Origin of the sequence: Delftia sp. ZNC0008 (assembly GCF_000799035.1) — a bacterium.
GTDB lineage: Bacteria > Pseudomonadota > Gammaproteobacteria > Burkholderiales > Burkholderiaceae_C > Comamonas > Comamonas tsuruhatensis.
Window position 1 is genome coordinate 1 of the sequence record NZ_JTKZ01000636.1, and the last position, 2,103, is coordinate 2,103.

Below are 2,103 nucleotides of genomic sequence, written 5' to 3' on the forward strand. Positions count from 1 at the left end.
AGGCATGAACCCCGCCCAGCCCAAATCCGCCACGGACAGCCACACCACCCGGCAACTGTCCAGCGCCCTCACCCAGGTGGACCATCTCGTGCAGCAAGGCTGTGCAGAGATCTCCTCCATCGCCCAGCTCGCCCTGGCATGGCTGGAGACGCCCAAGGGCCATCGCCACATGGACGTGGTGGCCCGCGCCCTGCAAAGCATCCGCGACAGCGCCGAGACGCTGGCCGACTACGCCGGCACCGAGGCCCAGGCCATGGGCTGCGGGTTTGAAGACGCGGCCGAGATGCGCCGCGCCGAAGCGGCCGAGGCAGCCGCCAAAGCCATGGCGCACCTGCTCGAATGCCGCACCCATGAGCCGGTGCGCCCGCAGGGCTGAGGCATGGCCATGGACAAGGACACCCTCAGGACAAAGCCACCCAGCCTGCACCAGTTGACCAGCGCCATCACCGAGATCCACAGCAGCGTGCAGGAAAACTGCTCCGAGATCTCGGCCCTGGCGCAACTGGCCCTGGCGGCAGTGCATGCACCGCAGGAGCACCACAGCCAGCAGGCCCTGGCCCATGCGCTGCGCGCCATCCGCGACAGCGCAGACCAACTGGCTGACCATGTGCAGGTGGAGGCCCAGTACTTGGCGTGCCGCCCGCAAGGCTGCTGACCGCGCCACGGCGGCCAGAACGCCTGCGCCGCCGTCCTCAGAAGCTGCCGCGCAGCGTGAGCATGGCGTGGCGCGGGGCGCCATACAGGTTGTTGCTGAAGGTGCTGCCCAGGGTCTGGTAGTAGGTCTTGTCGAACAGGTTGTTGATGTTCAAGGTGACCGTCCAGCGCGGGTCGATGCGGTACTGCACCATGGCATTCCACAGCGCGTAGCCGCCCTGCGTGAAGTCAAAGGGCACGGACGTGCCCGCCGCCGACAGCGCCGTGCCGCTGACGTAGTGCGTGCTCTGGATCTGGGCGCTGCCGCCCACTTTCCAGCGCGACAGCTCGCCCGGCAGCGTATAGGCCGTGGACAGCTTGAACAGGTGGCGCGGCGTGATGCTGCTGTAGGTCTTTTCGGTGCTGCGGTCGCGGGTGTTGTTGAAGGTGTAGCCCGCTGCCAGCTGCCAGCCGGGCTGCAGCTCGCCGCCCAATTCCATGTCGAAGCCCCGGCTGGTGACCTTGCCCTGTGCCAGGTAGCAGCAGTTGCCGCCCCAGCGGCTGTCGTTGGTCTCGTAGCGCGAGTCCACCACGGCCGTGCCCGTGCGCTCCACATTGAAGACGCTGAAGATGGCGTTCAGCCGCCCGTCCATCAGCTCGCCCTTGAGGCCGGCCTCGTAGCTGGCGCCCTTGACCGGCGGCAGCGAGGTGCCCGGCGCCGGGCCGGCCATGCTCAGCGCCTGCGGCTTGAAGATGGACGAATAGCTGGCATAGGCCGACCACTGGCTGTTCAGGTCATAGATCACCCCGCCATAGGGCGTGATCTTGGTGGGTTCCTTGAACGGCGTGTTCGACCAGGGCGTGCGGTTGCCCTGCGCATCCAGGTTCCAGATCGACTGCTGGAAGTCGTAGCGGCTGGCGCGCGCACCCAGGATGAGGTGCAGCCTGTCCGTGGGATGCAGGCGCAGCACGCCATAGCCGCCCATCTGCTTCTGGCCCCAGGGACCGTAGCGGGTGTTGAAGTAGGTTTCCGTGGGCGGCGTCCAGATGCTGGGAGCAAACGGATTGCTGGCCACGGTGCCGCTGCCCGTGAAATTGGCGCTTTGCCAGAAGCTTTCCACGCGCTGCCAGTCCGCGCCCAGCAGCAATTCATGCGTGCGGCCCATGAGCTGGAAGGGGCCGCCCAGGCTCAGGTCCACCACCTCCTGCGTATTGCCGGACTGGATGTGGCCGCCGCGCCAGACCGCACCCGCCAGGGTCTGCGGGTTGATGGCGCCGCCCATGTAGACCCAGAAGCGGTCCAGCTCGGTCTCCACGCGCGAGACGTTGAGCTTGGCCTTCCAGCGGTTGTCGAACTTGTGCTCGAGCTGGGCGAACAGCTCCTTGGTCTCGTAGTCGTAATAGGCCCAGGGCTGGGTGAAGTTGGTGTGGCGCGGCAGGCCCAGGCTGCTGCCGTCGGCAAAGCGCGGC

The 2,103-nt window shown here is 67.1% G+C and carries 3 protein-coding genes; 2 read left to right on the plus strand and 1 reads right to left on the minus strand.

Annotated features, from left to right (window positions below):
- Both L995_RS20765 and L995_RS20770 read left to right on the plus strand, forming a co-directional pair.
- The coding region (locus tag L995_RS20765; RefSeq protein ID WP_442855540.1) for a hypothetical protein at nucleotides 1-376 on the plus strand (376 nt) is incomplete at its 5' end.
- A 9-nt stretch (nucleotides 377-385) separates the two neighbouring features.
- On the plus strand, nucleotides 386-655 hold the full coding sequence (locus L995_RS20770; protein WP_442855541.1) for a hypothetical protein: 270 nt from the start codon (nucleotides 386-388) through the stop codon (nucleotides 653-655).
- A 37-nt stretch (nucleotides 656-692) separates the two neighbouring features.
- On the opposite strand, the gene L995_RS20775 is transcribed toward L995_RS20770, so the two are convergent.
- The coding region (locus tag L995_RS20775; protein WP_047473416.1) for a TonB-dependent siderophore receptor at nucleotides 693-2,103 on the minus strand (1,411 nt) is incomplete at its 5' end.